The sequence below is a fragment of the Mycoplana sp. 10N416 genome (assembly GCF_056394765.1).
In genome coordinates this window covers 74,317-94,067 of the sequence record NZ_JBFTIM010000012.1, presented here as the reverse complement: position 1 = coordinate 94,067, position 19,751 = coordinate 74,317, and the positions used below count along the sequence as shown (strand labels likewise).

Sequence of the window (19,751 nt, the reverse complement as noted above, 5' to 3'; positions counted from 1 at the left end):
CGACAGTTCAAGTTCCTAGGCATAGACTCAGCGGGAGTCGCGATTCAGCGCGGTCCCACCACCAGCGACCAATTGGCCGGTCGAGCGGCCATGCCGGCGACCGTCGCGACACCTGGCGGCATGCCGAACGGCTTGCCACTCTCGTCCGAAATGCTGGGAACACCCCTCGGTGTTCCTCTTGACGGGACGCCTTTGAATTCCCATCTCGTCCGTGCCGACGCCCCATGGGGTCGGCCAGTCAGGGAGCGCCGGGCTTCTTGGCGGTCCCTCGTATCTATGTTGCTCAACGGAGGATGTAGCTATGAGAACAAATCCCGACTTTTCCCAGTTCTACCGGTCAAGCATTGGCTTTGACCGCATGTTCGACTTGCTCGGAAATGCCAGCCTCAACGCCGACAGCTGGCCGCCCTATAACATTGTCAAGCTTGGCAACGATGCCTATCGCATCGTCATAGCGGTAGCTGGTTTTGCTGAGAAAGAGCTGACGATCACCCACGAGGCGAACATGCTTGTGGTTCATGGCGCGAAATCAGAGGATGAGGATGCCCAGTATCTGCATCAGGGGCTGGCTGTAAGGCCGTTTGCGCGCAGATTTGAACTGGCTGACCATGTCATCGTTGAGGGCGCAAAGCTCGAAAACGGCCTTCTGCTTATCAACCTCAAGCGGGAAATCCCTGAAGAGATGAAGCCGCGTCGGGTTGCCATCGAATCCGAGGCGGCGAAGCCCGCAGCTAATCAGATCGAAGGCGAAAAGGCAGCCTAGCTGCTCGAGCTGCAATCTTGTGCCGGCCAGCTGCTTGCCAGCGCCCGGCGAGCTGAATCCCGGGTGGGGCACAGAAAAGGCCCCACCCACTCCCCATTTCCATACATGCCGTGGTCGCTCGGCGGCGGGCAGTGGCCGGCTCGAGACAAGTGCTGAAAATGGGCGTAGATTGATGACACGGACGTGTCGCCGCCAATGGGTGATTCTCTCCTGACCCCTTTGGAACTGTTTGAGCCGCTGCGGCACGTCCGCCCACCCATGCTTCGGCCAAAGGACCAGGGTGGTTACCTCGCGGTAGTCCGGCGACATATCCTTGAGGCCTTACCACTCTTGCGGCGATGCGACGCAGTCCGGCATTTCCGCCGCATCTACGCGGTCCAGCGGCCGCTCTCGCTTTAACCGACCATAATTTGTGAGGAAACCGTTGCGCAAAATGGTGAACAGCCACTCAGGTTGATGCCGTATTCAAACTGGCGTTCGTGCGAAAGCGCCTTAACAAGCGTCTCCTGCACCAGATCACACACACCAGCCTCTTGCGGTACAAAGCGGCGCGCAAATGCAGCGCGGGGATGGGTTTACCTGAGCGCACTGTCCTCACTCCGAGAGAGGATCAATGAACAAGGTTGTCAGAGCCCAAGCAAGGCAGATTAGGCGCCGCTTCGCCCGGCCATCGCCCACCCCTGCGGTTTTGCCGCTGGCAGGTCGTTCCTTCGTTCGCGCCAAAAATTTATGATGGTCCGGAACCTTTCCAGCGCAACCGTATTTTAGCGATGACTTGAATGTCGGTGCAAACTGGGCGTGGTTCCGCCTTTCTTGCATGGGCAAGCAGGTTGCGCATCGGGCCTTCATGGGGAATTGCTCCCTCACGGAGGCCCTTCTTCTGCGCAGATGTTCCCCGAGAACAAGGGGTCACATTGGAGGTGAAATGCATTTGGCACCATTGAGATGAGGAGTAGCATTCATGTCGGCGGCTTGTGAGTGGGCTTTTACAGTTCCGGTCGACCTTAAGGGCGGGGGCGGCTTCTCCGCGGTGCGAAGCACATTACAGGCGGCAGTGCTTCTGACGAGCTGTTGGCCCGTTAGTAAGGGGCCGGCTTTTATCCAAGCCGTCACCTTGGTACCTTACGCCTTTCGGGGAGAAATCGCAGGCGAGGCCATGCGGGTCGCTTTCACCGCCGCTGCAAAGGAGGCAGATGTCCTGGTTCAACTGCACTAGCTGCAGTGTTTGGATTCGCGGCTGCTCGGATCAAGCGCATTGAATAGGCCGATTGTCACCTGTCCTCATCGGCTGGTTCGCTCGGTAGGGTAACGTAAACGTGGCAGGCTGCGCGTCGGAGGCCACCCGAGCCAAGCGGAGCGCACTAAAAGCCTGAACGCCCGCCTGGCGGCTTTCCTGAGCTAATTGAATCACCATTTTTATGGGTTGCTGATTTAAACGAGGCAATCATATTTGCGTCCGCACATTGGAGGCTTCATGCACATATATGGGTTTCAGATTACGCCGGGATCGGATGACGCACTCGGCTACTGCCATGACTCGGTCGCAGCTTATCAGAAGGCGCTCGATCATCGTCGGGAGATCAAGCGCGTTGCCGCGCCCAGTCGCCTCGATCCCATCGCTGTCTATGAAGTAGCGCTCGCCGAAGTCACCGCAGAAACCCTTGTCGCCGTGCTTAATGCACGCGAGTCGGTGAGCGATGTTCTGGTTTTGTCAAAGCGACTGCTGGGTCTTGTGACCGAGGACTGACCGGAGAATTTCACCCGCAGGCGTGCCGGCGCCGCGAGAGGAGTCGACGCCGGCACGGCGGGCCGATTGGTTTACCCGCGCTCAGGCAAGGTGGGCCTGACTTGAGCCTGATCCACGGACATCGTTCGGACTGAATTCCGAGCACCCTCAGGCAGGTCTCGCGTCAGCCGACCAGCGCCCAAAAGACCGTTGCGAACACCACGATGAAGGCTGCAATGGTCGCAAGAAATCGGCCCATACCTGGTTGGTGTTTGAAGGATCAGGATAGTAGAGCGATCGCCTACGCATCTCTCGTGTTTCAAGCTTCGTCTTGACTCGGCTTCCCGGCCCTTACATGGCAGGTAGCCGTTCTCCTCCAGCCACTCGCCAACGATCAGTGCAATCGCATACTCACGGTGCCGTTGGAAAATCGACGCATGCTTGAGCAAGCGCATCCTCTGCGTCTTAGTCAAAGAGCAGGCCGCCCCTCAATAGAGCCTTGCGGCCGCGAGTGCGAACAATCCCTCCAAGGGTGCGTCCATCGCCGACGCGAGGGATTCGGCGCACATGAACGGCCGACCCTTCCTGCATCTAGGCCATCTCACACCCTGGCGAGCGGTAGTATCACCGAGTGAAGGCAACAAAAAAGGCGCTGACGTTTTAATGGTTCCACGACGCTCTAGAAATGTTGCCCTCGTTTGGTGACGCCGTCGTGACGGCGCCCGATGTGCGCAGTCCAGTTCCTCACTGAGGCCACGTCCTCAAAGACACATACGCTATGCTCCCTGAGAGACGCCTTCCGCGTCGGACCGCGTAAGAATGCCCACCGCATGACGCTCAGCGTCGAGCACCACGATGCTTGGCCGTGATGTACGTTTCATTTGGTCAACTACGGAGCGAAGTTCATCGGTTGGTGCGCAAGCGAGTTCAACTGGTCTCATGAAATCTAAGATCGGGGCCGTGTTGGCGCGCCCTACAGCCGCCTCGGCCTTAACAAGATCTCTGTCGCGCACTGTGCCAATGGTTATACCCACACCCGGTGCAACCACGGGCAACAAGTCAATGTCGAGATCGGCCATAAGCCTTGCTGCCGACTGAGCAGAGTCAGTTGGAGAAATCGTTGCAAAGCTAGTTTTCATGACGTCGCTGACATATTTCAGTTCCGTCTCGACGAGACTGACTCCATTTATATCCGCGGGCACTGAAACCTGATCGAGGGGCTGCCTTGGAAGCGCTAAATCTACTTTCTCCGGTACAATCACTTGTGCACCGGAATATGACAGTGCTGCCTCTGGAGTTTCACCCATCACACGCCTCCTTGGAACTAGACTGCAACGCTCTAGCTCCCGAGATGTTCCTGAGATCGCCTGCGTTGCACGCGGGCGCGCCAACAACACGAGCTCGAGCAGTGTTCCGGAACCTTATGGCCAGTGCGGCTGTTAGCGGGAAGGCTCAAAGGAGGGACAGATGGGAACGGGTACGCTGGCAGGGAAAGTCGCCATCATTACAGGAGCAGGCTCCGGAATAGGCCGAGCTTCGGCAGTCGCACTCGCGCGCGATGGGGCAAGTGTCGGTCTTGTTGGACGCACGTTGGAGGAGCTTGAAGAAACTGCAACGAGGATCAGTACGATTTCTGCACCTGTGTGCAGTATGAGAGCCGACGTATCTAACGAAGAACAGATGCGTGAGGCTTTCTCCCGCCTTCTCGATAAGTTCGGACGACTCGACATCCTGGTGGCAAATGCTGGCATCAATGGCGTCTGGGCTCCGATTGATGATCTCAAGCCCGATGAATGGGACGCGACGATAGCGGTTAATTTGCGGGGCACATACCTTTCGGTTCATCTCGCAGTGCCGCACATGAAGGAACGGGGTGGTTCCATTATAATCGTGGCGTCGATCAACGGCACAACAACATTCACCAGTCCTGGTGCAACTGCCTACGCCGTTACAAAGGCGGGCCAGGTCGCGATGACCAAGCAGTTGGCGCTCGAACTTGCACGTCATCGCATTCGTATCAACGCTGTCTGTCCGGGGGAAATCGATACCAATATTGATGCCAGCACAGATATGCGAGGCGAGAGTGAAACTGCAATCCCGGTTATCTGGCCGGAGGGCCAAGTGCCAATCACCGGGGGCGAGCCGGGTAGGCCTGAGGACGTTGCGGAGGTGATCGTCTTCCTCGCCTCAGACAGAGCGAGGCATGTGACCGGATCGCCCGTCTGGATCGATGGCGGCCAAGGTTTATTGCGGTGAGGGCAGCATATGATTGTAGGCCACCGAGAGCGTTGGGGTCCGGCTTGGCAACCGAACGGACAAGTTCGTTTTCAGTTATGGGCTCCGTCACAGGATACAATCCGACTGCATTTGAATGGGTCGGATCTCCCGATGGCAAAATCATTGAAGGGGTGGCACGGGCGTGTTGCTGATGCCGAGCCCGGCGACACGTATGGCTTTCGACTAGCCGACGGCCTTGTGGTTCCAGATCCCGCATCAATGGGGCAGGCAAGCGATATTGATAGCCTCTCTCTGGTACCAGCTCGTGACGCTTATGCCTGGCAGACCTCCAATTGGAATAGCCGCCCATGGGAGGAAGCCGTCTTCTACGAGGTGCATATTGGCACCTTCACGCAGGAGGGCACGTTTCGTGCGGCAAGCAAACGCCTTCGCCAACTAGCCGAGCTTGGAGTTACCGCGCTCGAAATCATGCCTATTGCACAGTTTTCCGGCGATCGGGGCTGGGGCTATGACGGCGTTCTGCAATATGCACCGCAGAGGAGCTACGGTTCGCCTGATGACTTCAAAGGTTTGGTGGATCAGGCACACGAAGTCGGGCTGATGGTTTTCCTTGATGTCGTCTACAATCACTTCGGACCCGAGGGAAACCATCTCCTTTCTTATGCACCCGAGTTCTTCCGCAAAGACAGCACGCCGTGGGGAGCTGCGATGAATTTCGAAGCGTCGGCAGTTCGCAGTTATTTCATCGAGAATGCGAGGTACTGGCTCACTGAATTTCGTCTGGATGGCTTGAGATTCGATGCGGTGGACCAGATGCATGACGACAGCACCAACCACATTCTATATGATATTTCCGATGCCATCCGACGGCACGTTCACGGGCCACGACGCTACCTGATCATAGAAAACCCGGCAAATAGTGCGGAGCTGATTGATCACTCCAGTGAACCGCTTTTCGATGCGGATTGGAACGATGACTTCCACCATGCGATGCATGTGGCCGCCACCGGAGAAGCGCGAGGCCACTACAAACCGTTTTCCCAACAACCTTGGCAGCAGGTGAACAAAGCCCTCGCGACCGGTTACGTGCTGTCGGGACATGCTCTGTTGAAGCCACCGCTTTCGGTACCGGATTTACCGCCGAGTGCGTTCATCCACTACCTTCAAAACCATGACCAGATAGGTAATCGAGCATTAGGCGAACGTCTGGTGAGTCTAGTTGGGGATGATGCCTACAAGCTCTGGCTTGAGATCTTGATATTGTCGCCACAAATACCGCTTCTCTTTCAGGGCGATGACTATTGTGAACGTCGACCCTTTCACTTCTTCGTCGACACTAATGACGAACGGGCGGAAGCGATCGGCGAGGCGAGAGTGAGGGAGGCCGACAACTTCGGTGGACTCCCGGAAGGCAAGTCGGTTATCGATATCCCAGACGCAAGTGATCCATCGACATTTTTCAAGAGCAAACTTCCGGCTGCTGCTGTTGTTGCCTTGGTCAAAAACCCGTTCTGGCAGGAAATAAAGGCTTTGATCGCACTCCGGCACCGACGGCTAGTTCCGCTTCTGAAGGAAGTGAGGGCAGGGACTGTCGCATTTGAGCGGGATAGGGTGATCGCCGTCAATTGGTCCGTCGGGGCGGGCATTTTGCAAATGCGTGCCAATTTCTCCAAAAACGGCGTCGAGTTGCCGTTGCGGTCAGGCACACCTTTACACGCTCGAGAAGTGCAGACTTGGGAGAACGGCACCGCTAGGCTCGGGCGGCTGGGGTTCGTTCTGGTCTTTTCGCCTTAGCAAGTCCCCTTCTGCTTTGCCTGGCAATGGCATCGCTAAGCAGCGATGTTGGGCCTTCAGCAAATGTTCACTGCCTTTGCCAACCGCGTATCTGAGTTCTGCGGCAAGCCCGGTACCTTCATGCTAGCCTTCGCCGGCGTGGTCGTCTGGGCAATCACAGGGCGCGCTTTCGGATTCTGAGATCTGGCAGCTTGTGATAGACACTTCAACTACCATCATAACCTTCCTCATGGTGTTCATCCTTAAAAACACGCAGAACCGCGATGGTAAGGCCCTGCAGGCGAAGCTGGACGCAAGACTGCGGAGAATTGCTTCGTCGGTGTGAACGGCGGGATGAGAAGGAAATTCGCGATCTCAGCCTTGCCCTCGCCGATCGGGCAGCGCGAACGGAGCGTGGCGAGAAGGTCGAGCCTGTCAGTATAGAAAGCAGCACGTGACGAGACCACCCCGGAGCTAGGTTCGTAGGCATGTACTGAACTCGGAGGGGGCGATGCATCCTGAAAAAGCGACGGCCACCACCTGCAGCTCCAGCCGTAGTTTAGATCGGGTAGGCCTACGCCAAGTAATTTACGCCGGGCATGGAGGCATATCCGAAGATAAATCCCGCGCGCTGATCGGGCGGAGCCGCGTCAGATCGGGAAGGCGAGAGGTGTCCATTCGGTCCTTGTCGCAAGGGACGGCGATGGGATTTACGCCCTTCGCAAGCATCACGTTCGCTCCTCGAGAGCAACCCGGCCTCCCGGATCGACAAGCACCCGCGCTGCGAGCCGCCATAACCATCGCCAGATGTTGCGGTTCCCATTGCTGGAGATGTAGCTGGGCCAACGATCGTCAATCGTTGGCCCTCCACTCAAGCGGCTTTGACGTTGGCCGCTTTTAACGCGAGCTGAGTCAGCTTCTTATCAGTAGCCTCTTCCTCTTGTAGGCTTTGCTTTAGCAGCGGTACGGCATCCTTCAGACCGAGCTGATTGGCCCACGCAATCAGAGTACCATAGCGAGCGATTTCATAATGCTCTACGGCTTGAGCTGAGGAGATCAACCCGGCGTCAAGGGCAGGGGAGCCCTTGAATTCGTCAATAATTTCCTCGCCTTCGGCCAATATTCCCTGGATCGCTTCGCAGGTCTTGCCGCGGGCGGGCTTGCTCAGCATCTCAAAGACTTGCTCGAGCCGTTCAACTTGCCCTTGGGTCTCGTCACGATGCTGAAGAAAACCAGCCCTGCCTTCTTCCGACTGCGCGGCACGTGCCATTTTGGGTAGAGCCTTCAAAATCTGTTTCTCTGCAAAATATATGTCCTTGAGGGTGTCCAAGAACAGATCGTCCAGTGTCTTCTGGCTGGGCATGACTTCCTCCTGTTGCCGAAAAATGATGCGCCGAATTAACACTGAGGACAGTGTTCTTGTTCCCCATCACGTATTCAAAGGAACTCCGATTGGCCGCCGTAGTTTCATCGAAAGAGACTGCGTCAATCTGGGAGGCTGGTGAAATGCAACCGGGAAGATGGTCACACCTCTGCATAGACATGCAGCGCATGTTCGCAGAAGACACGCCGTGGAAGGTCGGCTGGATGCCAAAGGTGGCTGACGAAATCGCCGAGGTGGCGTCTCGCTATCCCGAGCGCACTGTATTCACCCGTTTCATTCCTCCCTCATCACCTGACGAACTGCCGGGGATGTGGCGCGCGTACTATGAAAAGTGGCCCATGATGACGAGGAGCCGCGTTAATCCGGAACTCTTGGATCTTGTCCCCATCCTCAAGGCGCTTGTGCCACCGGCACGCGTCTTCGACAAAGTGACGTACTCCCCCTGGGTCGACGGAAGGTTGCATAGCGCCTTGCTGCATCATGAGATCGGTACTCTGGTCCTCACTGGCGGCGAAACCGATGTTTGCGTGCTGGCGGCGGCCCTGGGTGCAATCGATCTCGGATACATGGTAATTCTGCTCAAAGATGCCGTTTGTAGCACTACCGACGAGTCCCACGATGCCGCCCTAGAGCTCTTGAGAATGCGGTTCTCAGTTCAATTGCAGGTAGTGCAAACCGAACAATGGCTTTCTTCCGCTTCGCCCTGAGGGCAACCGTTCCAGTCCCACCGCGTGCCTCGCGCCGAACGCCCGCTTCCTAGGAGAAGCTCATGGCCGAAAGTTCGTACGAAATGTTGGACTGCGCCATCATAGGTGGCGGACCAGCTGGATTGACTGCAGCAATCTATCTGGCTCGCTATCACCTCAGTGTCACAGTTTTCGACGACGACACTAGTCGTGCGGCGAGCATCCCGCTCACACGCAATCATCCCGGTTTCCCGGAGGGAGTAAGTGGAGTTGACCTTCTTACCAGAATGCGGACGCAGGCCCGAAAATACGGCGCGACCATCTCCAACCGGCGGGCGACCGCCCTACGAAAGATAGGCGACACATTCGTCATCTCGTTTGCGAACGGAGCTGCCCGCGCAAGACGTGTTATTGTCGCCACCGGTACCGTGAATAGAAAGCCTCCGATGTCGGTCGGGCGACACGATTCCGCGGTGGCGCGGGGTTTGCTTCGTTACTGTCCTGTTTGCGATGGCTACGAAGTCACAGACGCCGCTGTCGGGATTATTGGCAACGGGACAAGAGCCTTCAAGGAGGCAGTGTTTTTGCGAAGCTACACCAAGGACGTGACATTGATATCACTGGACAGTGCACATGGACTGCATGACCGAGAGCTAGAGCAGTTGAGCGCACTGGGCATACGTCTCGTACTCGGGCCAATGACTGCTATCGAACCCGAGGAGGACGCAGTCCACGTGGTTACGCCAGCGGGAACACGTACCTTTCGATCTGTTTACCCGGCCCTCGGCTCTGATGCCAGGTCTGAATTGGCATCGGCGGCAGGTGCAAAATTGTCAGAAGAGGGGTGCATAGTCGTGGACGCTCACCAGAGAACCAGCGTTGCCGGATTATATGCGGCAGGGGACGTGGTAATCGGGCTGGATCAAATCAGCCACGCTATGGGACAAGCAGGGGTCGCGGCCACCGCGGTCCGCAACGATATCTGTGAACTCTCTCCCCTGGTTCGTTGATCTCTGCTGATTTATTCGGGGCGGCTCAGGAGGAAGGAATCGCCACAGTTAAGCTGCGGGGAGGCAGGGGAAATTGCTGATCAGCTAATCGTTCGTCCACATCAGTCTCGGCAGTGGACAGTTTTATCGCCCAGCCTATTTCAGCTTGAGGAAGTTTGAACAACACCTCGCCTCCATGTGGATTGAAGAGTATCAAGACATCGTTCCACCCCTTTTTGTCCAGCACGGGCTTTCGACACAACCGCAGACCAATCGTGGTGCTCCCTTGGGCCACCCATTGCTCTTCTGACTGTTCTCCACCTTCGGGATTAAGCCAGGTGACGGTCATCCCGTCGCGCCAGCTTTCTCGTCGTAATATGGAGTGCTCCTTTCGGAGCGATACGAGTCTCTTGGTGAACGTGCGGAGAGCATCGGCACTCGGGGGGAGGTTGGCCCAATGCACCCAACTGAGTTCATTGTCCTGGCAGTAGCCGTTGTTGTTGCCCATTTGACTGCGGCCGAATTCGTCCCCGGCCAGTAGCATTGGAGTGCCATGCGAGAGAAAGAGGGTTGCAAGAAAATTACGCCTCTGACGGTCTCGAGCCTCGTTGATCATCTCGTCATCGGTAGGCCCCTCGAAACTATGATTGAAACTGCGGTTGTCGCCATGTCCGTCCTGGTTGTTCTCACCGTTGGCTTCATTGTGTTTTTCGCCATAGGACACAAGGTCATTCAGCGTAAATCCGTCATGCGCTGTGATGAAATTTATACTGGCCCATGGTCTTCGTCCTCGCTGGTCGTACACGTCTCCGGACCCAAGTACGCGGGCTGCGAAGTCCTGCATTGTGCCGTCTTTGTCCTTCCAGAAATCGCGCACGGTATCGCGATACTTGTCATTCCATTCAGCCCATCCAGGCGGAAACCCACCAACCTGATATCCCCCAGGCCCAATATCCCACGGCTCTCCGATGAGCTTCACTTTGGATAGGACTGGATCCTGACCGATGGCGTCAAAGAAGCCGCCACGTTGGTCGAAACCCTGAGGCTCCCGGCCGAGGATTGTGCCGAGATCGAAGCGAAACCCGTCCACGTGCATTTCCTCCACCCAATGGCGGAGCGAGTCCATGATCATCTGCAATACACGAGGGTGAGAGGTATTGACCGTATTGCCCGTGCCGGTGTCGTTTATGTAGTAGCGAGGTTGGTCCGGCATCGTTCGATAGTAGGAAAAATTGTCGATGCCCTTAAATGAAAGGGTCGGCCCCAATTCATTACCCTCGGCTGTATGATTATAGACGACGTCCAGGATGATCTCGAGGCCCGCATCATGAAAGGCGCGTATCATGTCTCGCAGGCCAGTGACTGCGGCGGGGCCGCAATAGCGGGTGGCCGGTGCAAAAAAGCCAAGCGTGTTGTAGCCCCAATAATTGCGCAGGCCCTTGGCTAAGAGGTGTGGGTCATCTGGAAACCAGTGAATTGGCAGCAGTTCAACAGACGTGACACCAAGGCTACGGATGTAGTCGACAACATCCTTGTGGCCCAACCCCTCATAGGTACCACGGAGATTTTCCGGAACCGATGGGTGAAGTTGGGTAAATCCTTTTACGTGTGTTTCGTAGAAGATCGTTTGCTCCCAGGGAATGTTCGGCGAGGTGCTGTTTTTCCGAACAAACTCAGAGGGATCAGCGACGCGGCCTTTCGGCACAACGGCCGCGCTGTCGCTTTGATCAAACGAAACATCCTTCTCCTCAGCATCGAGTTTGTAGCCGAATTGTGCCTGACCCCAATCGATCTCGCCCACCAGTTCGCGCGCATATGGGTCCACCAGTAATTTGTTGGGATTGAACCGGTGTCCGCTTTCGGGCTCGTATGGGCCATGAATTCTGTAGCCATACAGTGCACCCGGCCTTAGCCCCGGCACAAAGCCGTGCCAAATTTCATCCGTGTATTCGCAAAGTGTAATGCGCTCAAGCTCATCACGACCGTCATCGCTAAAAAGGCATAGCTCAACGCGCTCCGCGTGGGCGCTGAAGAGAGCGAAATTGACTCCGTCCTTATCCGCTGTCGCGCCGAGACGCTTGGGATCGCCCGGAAGGATGCGGCGTGTGTGGTGCTTCATAGTTGGCCCCTCACGGTCTTTGTGGCCATCCGAAATACGTGGGTGCCGGGAAATGTTCCTGCACCAGCCGCTTCATCGATCGAGTGGCTAGACCCGGCTGGATCACGTTTTTTGAGGTGCTCGCAGTGTCGGCCTCCTGATCAATTTCTTGCTCAGCCTGCTGCGGGGTGTCCAACAAACGACACGGTATTACATCCAACGAAGCCGCACGGGGTTTCACCCCCTTACCCGAAGGTCAGCCTCCTTTGCCGCCTTGAGGAAAGCGACCCGCGCTTTCTTTGCAGGCAACTTTCCTTCTAAGACGTCAACGCAGATGCGCTTAGCTTTCTTGAGCCGCCTTCCTTTGATCGCTGGCTATTGATTCAACAAGATCAACGCAGCTTCAGTTGTGCTCTCAACAAGTCGCCATTCACCGGAGTTCCGGGTCGCAAGGCTTACAGGCTTATTCCAGAATTTAGGATCCATACGACTGCTCGGCTTCTGACTATATCAAAGATCGCACTGTTGACCGCAACGAATCGTGAATTCCCGGCTGACATCATCTCAGGGAACTTTCGGGTAATACACTTTTTCGGCACACAAGAGCGACCATTGATTTGCAAGGGGTGCCGGCCTCGCTACCCATCGGATGTCTATCAAGCGGGTTCTTCCCAGGTTCCCGTTTCCGTCAGGCGTCTCAACAAAGTGCGAGCCTGGCTTCCTTGGCAGCTGCAAGGAACTCTGTGCGGGCGTCCTCAACCTCCCCGCGTCCTTCGAGCGCTGCCCTGCATGCAATCTTCGCATGAACAAAACGGGCTCCCGTACGGTTCGGCCATAGGTCCTCGAGGTAAATCAACGCCTCGAATGGGCTGCACACGGTCCTGGTCCCGATGATGCCCGAACCGATTTGGACCGGTTCACTCCAGTGGCCTTTAATCATGCGGTTTTCTCCTTCCGAGCGCCAACTCAGCGACGGCATCTTTGTTCCGGACGCAGATCAGCACTCGCCTCTTCATTCTGGCACTTTCATTCCTCCGCTCGGTGGAATTGTCATTGGCTGCCGGAAATCGTCACGCCCTCTGACCCCGTTCGACGGAGAGGTCATGCGGTGGACACGGCATTGTCGATTGTGGACCCTTGGCCTTACATCCTGTTGCGAGTGACGAGCGAGGCTCGGGTTCGCAGGAACCTAAAAGGCTTTCTGCCCCGAAGCTCGCCTAGCCCGGCTTTGCTATCACGTATCAAGGACCACGTTTTTCTAACGGTCGTCATCCATACGCACTCAATGGAACTTGAACGTTTCTCCGGAGTTGGTCGCGGAACTGCCTGCGGAGGTCGCAATGACAGGAGCGGATCAAAACAGTGATCGAACAAAGTACCTGCTTTTTGCGCCAAACGTCGTTCTGAACAGTCCCATGACCAAAAGGCGCTTGCTGATTTCTTGGATGCGCTATCAGAGGTTCGAGAAAACAACGAGGATCTCGTACTGGAAATCAACACATTGGGTGGCGATGCGGATACTGCTAGACGCATGGCACTTGAGGTTCGTTTGTTCATTCGTCACTCGGGAAGAAGTGCTTTTTGCGTCGGAAAAACATGCGTGTATTCAGCAGGCGTTACGGTGTTGGCAGCATTCTTACGGGAAAATCGCTACCTTACGGACGATGCGGTGCTACTGATACACGAGAGGCAGCTCGAAACCGCTGTGGAACTCGAAGGGCCTGCAGAAGCTTGCGTTCAAATAGTCAAGGAGAAGCTGTCCATGTTGTTAACGGCCCAGCGCCTTGAGCGCGAGGGGTTCGAGGAGCTTGTCGTCGGAAGCGATTTAACTGTCGAAGCGTTGATCGAATGCATACGAGAAAATTGTTACATGTCGGCAAGACAGGCACTGGAACACGGACTTATAGGCAAGATAGTAGCTTGAGAAACACGCAGAGCGAACAAGCGTCCGCTCTGCGTCGTCTTTCTGATCACTTTTGATTCTGACGTTGATCTTGGCGCTGGCCGCCCTGACGCTGGTCCTGGCCGCCCTGTTGGTCAGACTTTCCCTGACCACCTTGGCCGCCCTGCTGCTGACCGCTTTGGCCACCCTGCTGCCCGCCCTGACCGCCCCGTTGGCCGCCTTGTTGTTGCTTTTGATTTTTCTGGTCGCGATCTTGCATGAGGATCTCCTTTCGAGGAGTTCGCTAACTTGTGGCGAGACGGAAAGTTCCATAAATTTTCGACTTGGGTGATTAAGATCGATCTGCTGTAATCTGGCGTAGCGCACCGGAGGGGCCGATCGCAGACCGAAGATGCAACGCCAGCGTGCGTCTGCACTACAAGCAGCGTGACGATGCGTACATTCACCAAACTGGCCCTTTGGTCTTCCTTACCATTTCTGTTGCACTGCAGCCCAACCGCGGCCCGGTTGTTCTCAGGCCAGGCGGCGATGGCAATTTTCAAGGATCCGGCGCCAGACGGCTGCGGTCTCCTCATCGTTCGAGGATCAGCCGACGCAAATCAGGATGCGGTAACTGGCGATTTCCATGTGCTCAAAGTGCAACTGACATCCTTTGACGACTTCACCGCCGGCGAATATGCCTGAGAGTGCCCTGGACCATAGCGCAACTTCGCTGTCGCAAACTTCATCAATGAGGTTCCCTCGCCGCCTGCAGACCGAAGCATTGATCTGCGGGGAGTTTCGGAACAGAAACGAGCTATGTTCATTTGTCCGTCGCAGGAGAAAGGACATGAATAGAGGGACCGATGAATTTCGGCGCGACGTCATCGCATTAATGCCTGTGCTGCGTTCGTTCGCACACCGCTTTACGCACAGCGAGTCCGACGTTGGCGACCTGGTGCAAGAGACGCTCCTCAAAGCACTAGCGCATGAACACCAGTTCGAGCCCGGCACCAATCTGCGTGCATGGCTGTTTACAATAATGCGGAACACGTTCATTACGGACTACATCCGCAGGAAACGGGAACGCCCGCTCGACACCGCAGATGCTGCTCTAGACCCGGGCCATGTCGCGGCAACACAAATTTGGAATCTGCGGGCGACTGAATTGCAACAAAGCATCGATCGCCTGTCCAACTGCTACCGGGATGTCGTGGTCGTGGTTATTCTGGAAGGCTTAAGCTACGAAGCCGCAGCAATTCGGCTCGGATGTCCCGTCGGCACCATCAAGAGCCGGATTTCGCGCGCGCGCACCCTTCTCGCCGATGCGATCAACTGGGGCCCGGACGACAAACCCGGCGAACTGTCGGAAGGCTAGCGGACAGCTTAATCGCCAAGCGCATAACCGCAGATTTCCTCGCTTCTGAGTGGATGCGCGACGTGGGCGGTAAATACTGCGACATCGCCCGTCCGGCGCGCCCATCTGTCATAACCAGATAACTGAAGGTACGAAGCGGCAGATCCTGGCAGAACTGGGCGCCGTCTTTGCCGCCGTCTGGCGCATTGGGGGGCTGATTAAGGAGGAGGGGAAGAAGGGCCCGCCCACAAGCTGCACGTTGCCGAGGTGTATGCCACCGAGGCTGGCACGCATGAGCAGACGGCGCAGATCATGCGCGCTATTGAAGGCGCGGCCAGCGTGTGCAAGCGACCGGAGGGGGAGGGGGCCACCACTACCAAATTTGTTGTGGCTACACGCTTTTGGCGGGCGTCATATTCCGAACGTCACGAGCAGCACGAAGAGAACGGCGATAGCCAGAAGCGAAAGCTCGACAAAACCATCAGGCACGACGGCATCCTCCAGTCAGGATCGCCGATAACGTCCAGCTTACTCACTCGTTCCAACCAAGGACCACCCAATGAGTCGGCCGCGCGGGATCTGCAGCGGCACTTGACGCGCTCAGCTACAAGCCTGGTGAGGCCCACGGCATTTGCCGGGCCAAAGACCGACGGGCCGTCCGGCCATTCCAGATTGCCGAAGGTGTGGCAGTCAATGTGACCCCGTGCACCTCCAACAGCGGAGCCAGCCGCGCCGGAGTCTTCGGTCCGCCGCGCCCAGGCCCTTTTTTCTGAGCGCCCGGAACATCTCGACCGAAACCATGTTTTAGCGATTGCTTGTATCGCACACTCGGGCGGCGGTTTCCTCGTTTCCCCGTCCCCGCCTTTCTTTGCTATGCAAGCGCAGGCTGCGCCACGGGGCCTTCATGAAAGGCGACCTCATGGAGGCCCCCTTATGACAGCCACGAAAAATTTCTGATCGTCCGGAACATGCCGACCCAAACCGTGTTTTAGTAGTCGCTTGCACTCCAAGGGCGGCGGATTTCCCCGCCGTCGCCCGCCCAACAGGCAAGCAGATTGCGCATAAGGGCCTTCGTGAAAAATTGCTGCCCCTCACGGAGGCCCTTCGCCCTTCCCCTTGAAAGAAACTCGCGGCGTAGGAACATTTTCAACGGCAGCGTGTTCTCGCGTGACCGTCACCGGAGCGGCAAACGAGACTCTAGCCGCTCATCTCCGAGATGACGTTCAAGCACCTCCCTACGAAGCCCGGGCGCGGCTCTCGATTTCCTGCCGCCGCCAGCGATGCAGCCGCAAAAATTTATTCAAGATGTCGAGGAGCTCGGCTGCTTCGGTTGTCGAATGGTGGTGCAGTTGCAGCAGACTTATCAGACACCGTTGCTCAATTATGCGTTGCTCAGCTTCAGCGATGTTGTGCTCGATCCAATCCAATTCGTCTTGGTCGCTAAGCATTGCCGTCTCCTTCACAGAGAACGATTTTCCGACGTGCTGGAACCTTTAAAGCGCCAGTATGTTCCTGTGATCGCTTGAACGTTACGAACGCTTCGGCGGCGGTTTCATCCTCCCCCCTCGTTCGCTGCTCGCTTGCCAAGTGACGTTCAAGCACCTTCCCGGGAATGATCTGAGATCAACAGCGTCTCTAAAGGCTGCAATGCCCGGGCACATCTATCGTCCATGAAAGCGCGATGTGCAGCGCGATCTTCAATCTTCTGGCTATGCTGCCGGTGCAGCCGCAAAAACTCATTCAACACGTCTAGGAATTTGATCGCGTCGGCTGTCGGATGGTAGTGCAGTTCCAACACGCTGATCCGCCGCTCTTGCTCGACGATGTGTTGCTCGGCAAGCGCGATATGGCGCTCGATCATGTCCAAGTCGTCTTGCTCCGTGCGCATTGCCGTTTCCCTTCAGAAAAGGGCAATCGACATTGTACGCCTATGTTCCGCATGCCGCTGTTTTTTCATCGAGACGAGGATGATGCACATCGAAAGCATTATGGACAAAAAAGACGTTCGGAGGCTTCATCCACTCACAAATTTGGAGGGTGGCATCTTTCGTCCAATGGGGGGAAGGTCATGTTCTACAACGGCAAAATCCCGTTTGATCCGCAACTCGGCCGTTCCAGCCTTCAGACATAGAAGCGTTGCGAAGCCTTTTTGATTTCATCAGTGCGGAACGCCCTCCGACAGACTCAGATACCGCCGATGCTCTCGCAAGGAAGCTTATTGGCGCGACCGCCAGCTTCGGAAGCAGCGCTATCGCGAGAAGAAGAAAGCCGCCGCGCGGATGCAGCTTTAATAGGCGGCACCGCAGTGTTCTCTATGCATTCATCGTCGATCAGCTACACCGCAGCAGACACCGCCTGAAAAAGCGGCAGTGCACCGAAGCACATTGGTCATTGCTTAAATAGGTCCATCCCGTATCATTTGAAGGCGGGCATGTGCTGCGAAGCCCGGATGTCCCTCCCCAAATCAGGCACCCCCCTGCCTGTGTTGCGGCACATGCTCTGCTTGGTTCCTCTCCCCCGCCTCTTTGGAGGCAACAACTATCCCCGGCTGCGAAGTTGGGTCAGCTTGCTGCGATTTGTCGTCGCCGTTTACGCTTGTCTTCAGTAGACGGCGAACCTGTAGTTTCATTGGCTTGCGGACTTCCCGAAGCCTCCTTGTACGGCGCGCGCGGCCACGGCCCCTGTCGTCAAGGCTGCCACACGCGCGCGGATGCTTAGCATTTCTGAGGACTCGCAGGGTCAACCCATTAGCGCGACTAGCCTCTCAGGAGGTCGGAGTTGTGACATGTACCGCAAATCCCCGCGAGTCAGTCGGCAAGCCGCTGCAGGTGGTTTCGATGTTGCTGAAGACAGCCATACATGACGCGAAGCAGGTCCACCGCGTCTTCCAGCGGTAGCTCGCTTGCCGACAGGCGTGCGATGAGGTCTTTCTGACGAACGATGTGCCGTTCAGCTTGAAGGATGTGGCGCCTGACCATATCCGCCTCAGTCTCTCCGGCGCGCATGAAACATTATACCACGGCGCCGGAAAGTTGGGCACATACGCACGAGGGCTTCGCGCGCAGCCGCCAGCAGCGGCGTCGCGCGGTTCAGTAATCCGCGGCAGAGCCGAACGGCCCTCTCGAACTTCGGGCCATGGCGCAGCAGGCCATTCTTTCTCAGAAAGTCGAGAGCTTCCTAGCCGCCCGGAACGTCCGCGCGGCTGTTCGGCTCACTGCGCCAACCCTTGAGCCATCTCCAGGTGGTGCTGCAGGGCCGGAAGCGTATTTGACGCCCATGCTTTAAGATCCGGATTGTCACCGCCTTCGGCATAGCGCTTGAACAGATCGACGGCGTCTTCATGTGCGTCAACCTGGTCCTCCTGGTACTGCTTGGTAAAACCGTCGCCCTGGAGGCCTTGAAGTTTCTTCAAGGTGCTTTGCTGCGCGTCCGACATGGTGTCCGCCGGGGTGGCTTCGACTTTACCGGCATTGACCAGTTGCTTCAGCTCATTCGTCGTTTTTTGGTGATCCTGTACCATCTGCTGGGCGAAGCTTTTCGTCGCTGCATCGGCCCGCTCGATCGCGAGCTGGCTGGATGTGATTTCGAACACATCACTCATGGACGCTTCTTTCACAAAGTCATCTGTCTTCGGCGCCACTCCCAGCAGAGAGTTGATGCCGGTTTTCTCGGTGGTCGATTGCGCTAAGGCAGAGGTCGCCACGATCATCACCGCGAACGTCAAAGTAATCTTTTTCATAGGCTGTCTCCTTTGCGAGCGGTCCAACCAAGAAGATCTAGAAATGTTCCGGTCTGCTTCGGGAAGAGTCGGGCGCGCTCGCCTGCGGGCAGTATAAAGGGGGCGGGCTGCTTGCCAGCGCCGACGTGCTCAAACATCGCCGACCAGGGTGGGGCACAACGACAAGGCCCCACCCTTTCCGCATCTTCTTACATGCCGCCGACTATGCCGCAGACTTGGCGCATTGACCCGCCTGTGGTGCTCCGCGTGGTGCTGGACGTGGTCTCGTTGCTGACGCCTCCCGTGCTCCCGGAATTGGCTCCGCTGGCCAGTTGGTCGGTACCGCTGCCGGTCGTGCTGCCAGTGGCCGTTGAAGACAAGCTCTGGCAATCGGACCTGACCCGCGCCTGCTCTTGCTTGCTTAGCGAGCGCCAGTTCTTTCTGATCTCACTTGCCGAGCGTGCAGTGGCGCCATTCTTATCGCTGAAAAATGCGCTTCCGATGTTGTCGGACCAGCCGTTAGGCATAATTGTGGTCGCACCGGCTCCACCACCGGACATTCCAGCTGCGCCGCTACCGGTTCCCATGCCCCCTGACCCGCTGGACGCGCTTCCACTCATTCCCGAAGCGCCGGCCGCGCCGGTAGCTGCGCCACCGCCGGCTCCCGATCCGCCGGAACCGCCACTGCCGCCGCTGCCGCTCTGGGCGAATGCCGCCGTGCCGAGACATACGACGAGCGCAGTGAATGTAATTAACTTTTTCATCGCTTTCCTCCTTCGGTAACTGCCGCAGTTTGGCGGCAGGGCACCCAACCTGCCGCGGCTCCACTGGTTCCACGGGAAGGCTGATGAATTTTCTTAGCCGTAATGTTGCAGCTGAGGTGGGACGAACATACCCCCGCTATGCAGCGATAGCCGTCGTGCACGTCCCTCGGCGGAACCAAACCAATGCACTGGTGTTGGGCCGGAGATCTAGCCTTTTGAAGGGTGTCAAAATGACAGAAGAAACCGCAATCATGGCGTTGTTCGCGATCTGGATCGTGATTTTGGTGACAGGCACTGCCCTGCAACTCGTCTTGCAGTGATATCGCTCACTTGTTGCAGCGATCCCTGCGCCAGGAACTTTGAAAAACTCCGC

Annotated in this window: 21 protein-coding genes and 1 pseudogene; 12 read left to right on the top strand and 10 right to left on the bottom strand. The window is 56.8% G+C overall.

Going from position 1 to position 19,751, the window contains the following annotated elements; all coding sequences use genetic code 11:
• Window positions 1-301: 301 nt before the first annotated feature.
• The 3 genes from AC1DDS_RS21855 to AC1DDS_RS21845 all read left to right on the top strand — a co-directional run bounded on the left by AC1DDS_RS21855 (window position 302) and on the right by AC1DDS_RS21845 (window position 2,510).
• Window positions 302-763 carry an Hsp20 family protein gene (locus tag AC1DDS_RS21855; RefSeq protein ID WP_477480764.1) on the top strand — a complete coding sequence of 154 codons (462 nt, stop codon included), beginning with the start codon at window positions 302-304 and terminating at the stop codon, window positions 761-763.
• A gap of 961 nt (window positions 764-1,724) precedes the next feature.
• A complete protein-coding gene (locus tag AC1DDS_RS21850; protein ID WP_477480763.1) occupies window positions 1,725-1,979 on the top strand; it encodes a DUF982 domain-containing protein in 255 nt (84 codons plus the stop codon).
• 258 nt (window positions 1,980-2,237) lie between these two features.
• A complete protein-coding gene (locus AC1DDS_RS21845) occupies window positions 2,238-2,510 on the top strand; it encodes a hypothetical protein (protein ID WP_477480762.1) in 273 nt (90 codons plus the stop codon).
• A gap of 755 nt (window positions 2,511-3,265) precedes the next feature.
• Here the strand turns inward: AC1DDS_RS21845 and AC1DDS_RS21840 are convergent.
• Window positions 3,266-3,796, bottom strand: a complete 531-nt coding sequence (locus AC1DDS_RS21840; RefSeq protein ID WP_477480761.1) for a CBS domain-containing protein — start codon at window positions 3,794-3,796, stop codon at window positions 3,266-3,268.
• A gap of 160 nt (window positions 3,797-3,956) precedes the next feature.
• On the opposite strand from AC1DDS_RS21840, the gene AC1DDS_RS21835 reads away from it, so the two are divergent.
• The 3 genes and pseudogenes from AC1DDS_RS21835 (at window position 3,957) to AC1DDS_RS21825 (ending at window position 6,958) form a co-directional block, all read left to right on the top strand.
• Entirely contained in the window at window positions 3,957-4,745 is a 789-nt protein-coding gene (locus AC1DDS_RS21835) for an SDR family oxidoreductase (RefSeq protein WP_477480760.1), read from the top strand.
• Between the two features lie 9 nt (window positions 4,746-4,754).
• Window positions 4,755-6,521, top strand: a complete 1,767-nt coding sequence (gene treZ / locus AC1DDS_RS21830; RefSeq protein ID WP_477480759.1) for a malto-oligosyltrehalose trehalohydrolase — start codon at window positions 4,755-4,757, stop codon at window positions 6,519-6,521.
• Window positions 6,522-6,566: 45 nt separating this feature from the next.
• A pseudogene (locus AC1DDS_RS21825) lies at window positions 6,567-6,958 on the top strand (low affinity iron permease family protein).
• A 413-nt stretch (window positions 6,959-7,371) separates the two neighbouring features.
• On the opposite strand, the gene AC1DDS_RS21820 reads toward AC1DDS_RS21825, so the two are convergent.
• Window positions 7,372-7,863: a YciE/YciF ferroxidase family protein gene (locus tag AC1DDS_RS21820; RefSeq protein WP_477480758.1), complete on the bottom strand. Its 492-nt coding sequence runs from the start codon at window positions 7,861-7,863 to the stop codon at window positions 7,372-7,374.
• A 143-nt stretch (window positions 7,864-8,006) separates the two neighbouring features.
• On the opposite strand from AC1DDS_RS21820, the gene AC1DDS_RS21815 reads away from it, so the two are divergent.
• Together AC1DDS_RS21815 and AC1DDS_RS21810 are read left to right on the top strand one after the other, a co-directional pair.
• The gene (locus AC1DDS_RS21815) at window positions 8,007-8,591 is read left to right on the top strand and encodes a cysteine hydrolase family protein (RefSeq protein ID WP_477480770.1); all 585 of its coding nucleotides are present in this window, start codon (window positions 8,007-8,009) and stop codon (window positions 8,589-8,591) included.
• Window positions 8,592-8,653: 62 nt separating this feature from the next.
• Window positions 8,654-9,580, top strand: a complete 927-nt coding sequence (locus tag AC1DDS_RS21810; protein WP_477480757.1) for an NAD(P)/FAD-dependent oxidoreductase — start codon at window positions 8,654-8,656, stop codon at window positions 9,578-9,580.
• 25 nt (window positions 9,581-9,605) lie between these two features.
• Here the strand turns inward: AC1DDS_RS21810 and glgX are convergent, their stop codons facing one another.
• From glgX to AC1DDS_RS21795, 3 genes are all read right to left on the bottom strand, one after another.
• Window positions 9,606-11,678 (bottom strand): glycogen debranching protein GlgX, encoded by a 2,073-nt coding sequence (gene glgX / locus AC1DDS_RS21805; protein WP_477480756.1) that lies wholly within the window; start codon window positions 11,676-11,678, stop codon window positions 9,606-9,608.
• Window positions 11,679-11,894: 216 nt separating this feature from the next.
• Complete coding sequence (locus tag AC1DDS_RS21800; RefSeq protein ID WP_477480769.1) at window positions 11,895-12,026, bottom strand: DUF982 domain-containing protein; 132 nt, start codon at window positions 12,024-12,026, stop codon at window positions 11,895-11,897.
• Window positions 12,027-12,354: 328 nt separating this feature from the next.
• Window positions 12,355-12,597, bottom strand: a complete 243-nt coding sequence (locus AC1DDS_RS21795; protein WP_477480755.1) for a DUF982 domain-containing protein — start codon at window positions 12,595-12,597, stop codon at window positions 12,355-12,357.
• 501 nt (window positions 12,598-13,098) lie between these two features.
• On the opposite strand from AC1DDS_RS21795, the gene AC1DDS_RS21790 reads away from it, so the two are divergent.
• Window positions 13,099-13,581 carry an ATP-dependent Clp protease proteolytic subunit gene (locus AC1DDS_RS21790; RefSeq protein WP_477480754.1) on the top strand — a complete coding sequence of 161 codons (483 nt, stop codon included), beginning with the start codon at window positions 13,099-13,101 and terminating at the stop codon, window positions 13,579-13,581.
• A 46-nt stretch (window positions 13,582-13,627) separates the two neighbouring features.
• On the opposite strand, the gene AC1DDS_RS21785 is transcribed toward AC1DDS_RS21790, so the two are convergent.
• Window positions 13,628-13,819, bottom strand: coding sequence for a hypothetical protein (locus tag AC1DDS_RS21785; protein WP_477480753.1), 192 nt, complete (start codon window positions 13,817-13,819; stop codon window positions 13,628-13,630).
• A 173-nt stretch (window positions 13,820-13,992) separates the two neighbouring features.
• Here AC1DDS_RS21785 and AC1DDS_RS21780 point away from each other — a divergent pair, with 173 nt between their 5' ends.
• Together AC1DDS_RS21780 and AC1DDS_RS21775 are read left to right on the top strand one after the other, a co-directional pair.
• Window positions 13,993-14,244: a hypothetical protein gene (locus AC1DDS_RS21780; protein ID WP_477480752.1), complete on the top strand. Its 252-nt coding sequence runs from the start codon at window positions 13,993-13,995 to the stop codon at window positions 14,242-14,244.
• A gap of 145 nt (window positions 14,245-14,389) precedes the next feature.
• Window positions 14,390-14,917, top strand: coding sequence for a sigma-70 family RNA polymerase sigma factor (locus tag AC1DDS_RS21775; RefSeq protein ID WP_477480751.1), 528 nt, complete (start codon window positions 14,390-14,392; stop codon window positions 14,915-14,917).
• Window positions 14,918-16,131: 1,214 nt separating this feature from the next.
• Here the strand turns inward: AC1DDS_RS21775 and AC1DDS_RS21770 are convergent.
• From AC1DDS_RS21770 to AC1DDS_RS21755, 4 genes are all read right to left on the bottom strand, one after another.
• Window positions 16,132-16,344: a hypothetical protein gene (locus tag AC1DDS_RS21770; RefSeq protein ID WP_477480750.1), complete on the bottom strand. Its 213-nt coding sequence runs from the start codon at window positions 16,342-16,344 to the stop codon at window positions 16,132-16,134.
• A gap of 146 nt (window positions 16,345-16,490) precedes the next feature.
• Window positions 16,491-16,763, bottom strand: coding sequence for a hypothetical protein (locus tag AC1DDS_RS21765; RefSeq protein ID WP_477480749.1), 273 nt, complete (start codon window positions 16,761-16,763; stop codon window positions 16,491-16,493).
• Window positions 16,764-17,703: 940 nt separating this feature from the next.
• Window positions 17,704-17,901: a hypothetical protein gene (locus AC1DDS_RS21760; protein ID WP_477480748.1), complete on the bottom strand. Its 198-nt coding sequence runs from the start codon at window positions 17,899-17,901 to the stop codon at window positions 17,704-17,706.
• Window positions 17,902-18,107: 206 nt separating this feature from the next.
• Window positions 18,108-18,635, bottom strand: a complete 528-nt coding sequence (locus tag AC1DDS_RS21755; protein WP_477480747.1) for a DUF4142 domain-containing protein — start codon at window positions 18,633-18,635, stop codon at window positions 18,108-18,110.
• 246 nt (window positions 18,636-18,881) lie between these two features.
• Between AC1DDS_RS21755 and AC1DDS_RS21750 the strand changes: the two genes are divergently transcribed.
• Window positions 18,882-19,397 (top strand): hypothetical protein, encoded by a 516-nt coding sequence (locus tag AC1DDS_RS21750; RefSeq protein ID WP_477480746.1) that lies wholly within the window; start codon window positions 18,882-18,884, stop codon window positions 19,395-19,397.
• The last annotated feature ends 354 nt before the right edge of the window (window positions 19,398-19,751 follow it).

What these genes read in the sequence shown, in the direction of transcription:
- AC1DDS_RS21815 (WP_477480770.1), top strand. Translation starts at nt 8,007, where the DNA reads ATGCAACCGGGAAGATGGTCACACCTCTGCATAGACATGCAGCGCATG.
- AC1DDS_RS21810 (WP_477480757.1), top strand. Translation starts at nt 8,654, where the DNA reads ATGGCCGAAAGTTCGTACGAAATGTTGGACTGCGCCATCATAGGTGGC.
- treZ (WP_477480759.1), top strand. Translation starts at nt 4,755, where the DNA reads ATGATTGTAGGCCACCGAGAGCGTTGGGGTCCGGCTTGGCAACCGAAC.
- AC1DDS_RS21755 (WP_477480747.1), bottom strand. Translation starts at nt 18,635, where the DNA reads ATGAAAAAGATTACTTTGACGTTCGCGGTGATGATCGTGGCGACCTCT.
- glgX (WP_477480756.1), bottom strand. Translation starts at nt 11,678, where the DNA reads ATGAAGCACCACACACGCCGCATCCTTCCGGGCGATCCCAAGCGTCTC.
- AC1DDS_RS21845 (WP_477480762.1), top strand. Translation starts at nt 2,238, where the DNA reads ATGCACATATATGGGTTTCAGATTACGCCGGGATCGGATGACGCACTC.
- AC1DDS_RS21835 (WP_477480760.1), top strand. Translation starts at nt 3,957, where the DNA reads ATGGGAACGGGTACGCTGGCAGGGAAAGTCGCCATCATTACAGGAGCA.
- AC1DDS_RS21850 (WP_477480763.1), top strand. Translation starts at nt 1,725, where the DNA reads ATGTCGGCGGCTTGTGAGTGGGCTTTTACAGTTCCGGTCGACCTTAAG.
- AC1DDS_RS21770 (WP_477480750.1), bottom strand. Translation starts at nt 16,344, where the DNA reads ATGCTTAGCGACCAAGACGAATTGGATTGGATCGAGCACAACATCGCT.
- AC1DDS_RS21855 (WP_477480764.1), top strand. Translation starts at nt 302, where the DNA reads ATGAGAACAAATCCCGACTTTTCCCAGTTCTACCGGTCAAGCATTGGC.
- AC1DDS_RS21775 (WP_477480751.1), top strand. Translation starts at nt 14,390, where the DNA reads ATGAATAGAGGGACCGATGAATTTCGGCGCGACGTCATCGCATTAATG.
- AC1DDS_RS21780 (WP_477480752.1), top strand. Translation starts at nt 13,993, where the DNA reads ATGCGTACATTCACCAAACTGGCCCTTTGGTCTTCCTTACCATTTCTG.
- AC1DDS_RS21840 (WP_477480761.1), bottom strand. Translation starts at nt 3,796, where the DNA reads ATGGGTGAAACTCCAGAGGCAGCACTGTCATATTCCGGTGCACAAGTG.
- AC1DDS_RS21820 (WP_477480758.1), bottom strand. Translation starts at nt 7,863, where the DNA reads ATGCCCAGCCAGAAGACACTGGACGATCTGTTCTTGGACACCCTCAAG.
- AC1DDS_RS21760 (WP_477480748.1), bottom strand. Translation starts at nt 17,901, where the DNA reads ATGCGCGCCGGAGAGACTGAGGCGGATATGGTCAGGCGCCACATCCTT.
- AC1DDS_RS21785 (WP_477480753.1), bottom strand. Translation starts at nt 13,819, where the DNA reads ATGCAAGATCGCGACCAGAAAAATCAAAAGCAACAACAAGGCGGCCAA.
- AC1DDS_RS21795 (WP_477480755.1), bottom strand. Translation starts at nt 12,597, where the DNA reads ATGATTAAAGGCCACTGGAGTGAACCGGTCCAAATCGGTTCGGGCATC.